Here is a 5034-nt window from a genome sequence, read left to right on the forward strand (position 1 = left end):
CGCCAGAACCTCGCGCCCCGCCCTCCCCCTGACCGAGCAGTTGGGTACGATGGTGCGCAGCAGGGCCGTTAGCTCAATTGGCAGAGCAACCGGCTTTTAACCGGTGAGTTCAGGGTTCGAGTCCCTGACGGCCCACCTCGGAGGGCACTTCCTGCGCACTTTTCAAGCACTCTCAAGGTCAATCTTTTGGCGCTTTCGCGGCCACCGGAAGCTGGCCGGACCGGTTTTATGACGGCCGCAGAACCGTGCGGGTTCTTACCAGTTACTGTAGCCCCGTTCCTCCTCCCAGTGGAGCGCATCTGGTGCTGGGTGTAGTGCTGATCTCCGAGGATTCGATCGCGAAGAGACCTTTATGTCCTGTCGCGTACCCTGATCAGATGATGACGATCGGCGTGGACCTGGCGGCGGAGCCGAAGAAGACCGCACTCGCCCGGATCGACTGGTCGCCAGGTTCAGCGGCGGTGAGGGAGGTCCTACTCGGTACGTCGGACACCGCGATCGTCATGTCGATCAAGAAAGCGGACAAGGTCGGTATCGATTGCCCGTTCGGTTGGCCGGAGTCCTTCGTCGCCTTCATCGCGGCCCACCAGGCCGGTAACGTCGTCGTCTCACCGGGGGTCACTGGTCTGGAGTGGCGACGTGCCCTGGCGTACCGAGCCACTGATCGGCGGGTCCAGGCAGAGACGGGGCTACGGCCGCTCAGCGTCGCCGCCGATCGGATCGCGCATACGGCGATGCGCTGCGCGGGACTACTGGCAACACTCGCAGGCGACGGCATGCCCGTGGACCGCGCCGGAGGTGGCGTCGTCGTCGAGGTGTACCCAGCCGCGTCGCTTGCCCGGTGGGGGCTACCGCACCGCGGTTACAAGACCAGGGACAACATTTCCGTCCTCGGCACGCTGGTCGACGCTCTCCTCGATGCGGCTGGATGGCTGGATCTCGGCACCCATGAAGATCTCTGCCGCCGTTCTGACGACGCCTTCGATGCCGTGATCGCCGCGATGACCGCCCGTGCCGCGACGCTGGGCCACACCGCCGCCCCCGGACCGGACGACGCCACCGCCGCGGAACGGGAGGGGTGGATAGCACTGCCGACCAGCCCACTGTCCTCCCTCGTGCCAGACGGCCACCCGAGACCGGCCGAGCACCTACCTCCAGGACGGTGACTCCGAAGATCGCACCATGGGAGCGGCCTTGTTCTTCTACGCTGATAGCAGTCACGGGCAGCGCCAGCCGAACATGATCGAATGTGCGATCGGTGTTGTCTTTGCACGGCGATGCGCGGTGTTCACGAACGATCGGGCTGCGGCGTGGCCCTGATGTCGTCCCGGTGACCGATTCTGAAGGCCGATCATCCTCGGCGGGGCTGTTGCATTGCGAGGATGCGGCGCACGCCAGGGCCCGGGCAGTCACGGTCAGACGGCTTGGGTGAGCTCGGTGAACGCGGCGGCCAGCCGCAGCTGTGGGCCGGTATGGGTGGCGAGTTCGTAGTGGCCGCGTCGGATGTTCTGAACCAAGGCGTTCCCGGCGCTGATCGTCTGGACCGAGCGGAGGCGTTTGAGTTCGCGCATCGGCCGTAGCCGGGCTTTGAGCCGGCTGTGGTTGGCTTCCATTCGGTTGTTCTCTCTGGCGGCGTCGACATGGCAGGCCTCGGGAGCGGCTCGTCGAGGATCCTCGGGTAGACGGGTGCCTTGTCGGTGGTGACCTCGACCGGCTGGCGGCCATGCGCCGGCGCCTGGATGAAGAACCGGCGGGCTACGGCCGAGCAATGGTTGAGATCTGTGGTCGGCTGGGGAGGGGCGTGCCTTCCCGGTGATCGAGGTTGAGGTCTCAGGCAGGCCGACGTTGGCGCGTCGGTCGGGAAGGCATGCCGGTGCTCACGGTAGTACCCGAGGACAGCACGCCCGGGGACGGTTCGACGGTCAGGCCGTCGCTGATCGATGAGATCGTCCGGGAAGGTGCGCGGCGGATGCTCGCGGCCGCGTTGGAAGCCGAGGTCGACGCCTACATCGCCGAGCTCGCCGACGAGCGCGACGAGGGTGGCCGCCGGCTGGTGGTCTGTAACGGCCACGCCCAGCCCGGGCAGGTGATGACCGCCGCCGGTGCGGTCGAGGTCACCGCGCCGCGGGTCAACGACCGCAGGGTCGACCCGGACGCCGGCGAACGGCAGCGGTTCTCCTCTTCTACTCGCCGGAGTATCGATTTGGGTCCGGCAAGGCTGGAAGGGTCGGGCAGGCTCCGAGACAACCGCCCCATGAGTATCATCTTTATTTTTGCAGGGTCGATAGCGAACGGCGGCACTGTCTCGTTCCGAGATAGCGGCGAATGCGCCGGGTTCTGGCCGGCCGGCGGCCAGACGGCGTGGGTGAGTTCGGCAAACGCGGCTGCCAGCAGCGCCGGCCGGTCGCCCATCTGACTGGATGGGGCGTCCGACAGACGACTTCGGAGTCGCCGTGCGGCGAACATGATGGTCGAATGCTCGATTCGTCGGTGACCGCGTCCGAAGTGACCGTCGTGCTGCCGCGGCCGTTTCCGGCGCGGATGCCGGCCCCCTGCGCCGCTGTGCCCGGGCCGGCGGCTGCCGCGCTCGTCGCGTCCGTCGTGTCCAGACCCGACACTGCCGTCTGTGACGTACCTGTCCCAGTCCAGAGCGAGGGCGGACGGGTCCGCGGGTACCTGACCTCGTCGCGGCTGGCATCGCTGCTGTCGACAGCGGGGCAGGAGAGCACCACCACCGTCCTCCCTGCGTTCGTCACCGGCCTGGCCGGGGGCGTCCCGCTCGCCATCGCCGGAATGGAGGCCGTCGGGCACGCGGGTGGGATGGCGGCCCGGTTCGGTGGCGCCGAGACAGCGCTGCGCCGGCCGCGGTGGCGTGGCCTGGTCAGCCTCGTCGGGCACGCCGGCATGGGGCTGGCGTCGGCACTGCTTGCGCTCAGCGGCGTGGCATGGCAGGCGGCCACGGTGTAAGGGTCGGCTCGTGGGCGGCCCGCGGGCTGCGCACGCCCCTGCGGCCGGCGCAGGCGAGCGAGGTCACCACCGTGGACCGGATGGGACGCCGCCTCGGGGTGGAACGTTCGATCGACGCGGTGGGCGCAGCCCTCGGCCCGGTGTTGGCGCTGCTGTTCCTGACCTTCCTGGAGGTCCGGACGGTCATCCTGCTGGCGGTGCTGCCGGCCGTCGCGGCGGTGGCCGTCAGCGCCCGCGCGAACCGGCGACGGGCAGCGCAGCCGGGCGGGAATCCGACACGCCCGGACCTGGACGTCCTCCAGCCGGACGCCGTGTGGCAGCTGCCATCGCTGCGTAGCAGAATCGACCAGCTCCGGCGCGGTCGCCTGGGTCGGTTCCTCCTCGGCGTCGCGATCTACGAGACCGCGAACATCGCCGCGGTGCTACTGCTGCTTCGCGCGACGAAGCTACTGCCCGCTGGAGCCGGACCGTTCAGTCAGCTCCAGCTCGTGGCGCTGCTGTACATCGGCTACCAGCTCAGCGCGGCCGTCTGCGCCAGCTGGGCGGGTGCGCTGGCGGACCGGATCGGTACTGGCCCGATCATCGCCGGTGGCGCCACGTGCCTGCTGACCGCCTATGCCGGATTCGCTCTGGCCGGGACGAACGAGTTGCTTCTGCTCGCCGTCTGCTTTGTGTTGGCAGGGGCTGCCGCCGGTGCCGTGGACGCGGCCGAGTACACCGGCGTCGGCCGGCTGGGCTCGCCGGAGATCCGCTGGACGGCGTTCGGCACCCTCGCCGCTCTGCAGAGTGGCGGTCGGGCGATCGCAACGTTGACCGCCGGTGCGCTGTGGACGTTCGTCGCGCCCGAGGCAGGGCCGCTGTTCTGCGCGCCGCTGCTCGTGGTCGCGACGATCCTGTTCACCGTCAGGGCGGACCGCCCGCCTGCGCCGGTCACCGCATGACAGGCACGCCCGCGCGCAGCAAGGTCCCCTCTCGGCGTGTGGGGCTCCCAAAACCGGATTTCGGCCTGTGAGCTGGCCTTTTGCGGTTGACGCGATCTTCCGCGGAGGTGCCGGGCTGCGTTGCGATTCGTTGATCAACCCCCCGAGGGTGACTGCGGCGGGGTATCGACCACGTCGATGCCGGCTTCGGTAAACCCAGCGTCGAACGAAGCCGTGAACTTCGCATCTCGGTCACGGATGAGAAACCGGAACCGGTGGGTACGCTCCTCGAGATCCATCAGCAGGTTCCGTGCCCGCTGGGTGACCCACGCCGCGGTCGGGTGTCTCGTGACCCCGAGGACATGGATACGACGGGTGGCGTGCTTGACGACGAAGAACACGTAGATCTGTTGGAGGAACACGGTGTCCACCGTGAAGAAATCGCAGGCCAGCATGCCGGAGGCCTGGGCACGCAGGAACGTACGCCAGGAGGAGTCGGTCCGGCGGGGCGCTGGATCGACACCGGTGCGGTGCAGGATCCGTCAGACGGTGGCGACCCCGACCGGGTAGCCCGGCCCGGCGAGTTCTCCCTGGATCCTGCGGTGGCCCCAGGTCGGATTCTCCGTGCGGGGCGCAGGACCAGCTCGCGGATCTCCCGGCAGATCGGTGGCCGCCCGGGCGACATCCGCGATGGCGGATCTCGCCGACGCAACAGCGCCGGTTCGAGTCCCTGACGGCCCGCCAGTGATCACACTGACGGTACATGCCCCGCCAGGGCCTCGCCGGTCACGACTGGACGCAACAGACCTCACTGACCGCGCGAACCGCAGGTACCAGCGGACCGCCAGCACGATCACCTCCGGAGGGAGCCGGAACCCAGCGAACTTCCACATCGGGACCGAAGGACGGACCACACCTCGCCTCATCGCCTGATCATTACCTGCCGCCACACGGGGCCCGTCGAGTGGAGGCAACAGTGCCGTCTGCCTGTCAGGGGGTCTCGGCGGGTGGCGGCTGGTCGGTTGTCAGTTGGCGTGATTGCTGGTTGAGCCGCTGGGCTTCGGCGAGTTGGTCTTCGAGGATGACGATGCGGCAGGCGGCGTCGATCGCGGTGCCCTGATCGACGAGTTCACGGACGCGGGCGGCC

Annotated in this window: 3 protein-coding genes, 1 tRNA gene and 5 pseudogenes; 5 read left to right on the forward strand and 4 right to left on the reverse strand. The window is 68.6% G+C overall.

Annotated features, from left to right (window positions below):
* Window positions 1–62: 62 nt before the first annotated feature.
* Together FMEAI12_RS21520 and FMEAI12_RS21525 are read left to right on the forward strand one after the other, a co-directional pair.
* A tRNA-Lys gene (locus tag FMEAI12_RS21520) sits at window positions 63–135 on the forward strand.
* A gap of 242 nt (window positions 136–377) precedes the next feature.
* Window positions 378–1166 (forward strand): DUF429 domain-containing protein, encoded by a 789-nt coding sequence (locus FMEAI12_RS21525; RefSeq protein ID WP_112107615.1) that lies wholly within the window; start codon window positions 378–380, stop codon window positions 1164–1166.
* Between the two features lie 249 nt (window positions 1167–1415).
* Here the strand turns inward: FMEAI12_RS21525 and FMEAI12_RS21530 are convergent.
* A pseudogene (locus tag FMEAI12_RS21530) lies at window positions 1416–1756 on the reverse strand (DDE-type integrase/transposase/recombinase); the annotation flags it as partial.
* 111 nt (window positions 1757–1867) lie between these two features.
* On the opposite strand from FMEAI12_RS21530, the pseudogene FMEAI12_RS21535 reads away from it, so the two are divergent.
* The 3 genes and pseudogenes from FMEAI12_RS21535 to FMEAI12_RS21545 form a co-directional block, all read left to right on the forward strand.
* Window positions 1868–2185, forward strand: a pseudogene (locus tag FMEAI12_RS21535) (IS256 family transposase); the annotation flags it as partial.
* Between the two features lie 290 nt (window positions 2186–2475).
* A complete protein-coding gene (locus FMEAI12_RS21540) occupies window positions 2476–2967 on the forward strand; it encodes a hypothetical protein (RefSeq protein ID WP_112107616.1) in 492 nt (163 codons plus the stop codon).
* Window positions 2946–3908 carry an MFS transporter gene (locus tag FMEAI12_RS21545; protein WP_112107617.1) on the forward strand — a complete coding sequence of 321 codons (963 nt, stop codon included), beginning with the start codon at window positions 2946–2948 and terminating at the stop codon, window positions 3906–3908. The genes FMEAI12_RS21540 and FMEAI12_RS21545 overlap by 22 nt, the downstream gene beginning before the upstream one ends.
* Before the next feature lie 146 nt (window positions 3909–4054).
* On the opposite strand, the pseudogene FMEAI12_RS38460 reads toward FMEAI12_RS21545, so the two are convergent.
* The 3 pseudogenes from FMEAI12_RS38460 to FMEAI12_RS21560 all read right to left on the reverse strand — a co-directional run.
* A pseudogene (locus FMEAI12_RS38460) lies at window positions 4055–4575 on the reverse strand (integrase); the annotation flags it as partial.
* A gap of 112 nt (window positions 4576–4687) precedes the next feature.
* Window positions 4688–4780: pseudogene (locus tag FMEAI12_RS21555) on the reverse strand (IS6 family transposase); the annotation flags it as partial.
* Between the two features lie 97 nt (window positions 4781–4877).
* Window positions 4878–5034, reverse strand: a pseudogene (locus tag FMEAI12_RS21560) (MerR family transcriptional regulator); the annotation flags it as partial.

This window comes from Parafrankia sp. Ea1.12 (assembly GCF_900465275.1).
Lineage (GTDB): Bacteria > Actinomycetota > Actinomycetes > Frankiales > Frankiaceae > Parafrankia > Parafrankia soli.

Excerpts from the sequence above, each read along its gene's own strand:
- FMEAI12_RS21525 (WP_112107615.1), top strand. The coding sequence starts at position 378 with ATGATGACGATCGGCGTGGACCTGGCGGCGGAGCCGAAGAAGACCGCA.
- FMEAI12_RS21540 (WP_112107616.1), top strand. The coding sequence starts at position 2,476 with ATGCTCGATTCGTCGGTGACCGCGTCCGAAGTGACCGTCGTGCTGCCG.
- FMEAI12_RS21545 (WP_112107617.1), top strand. The coding sequence starts at position 2,946 with ATGGCAGGCGGCCACGGTGTAAGGGTCGGCTCGTGGGCGGCCCGCGGG.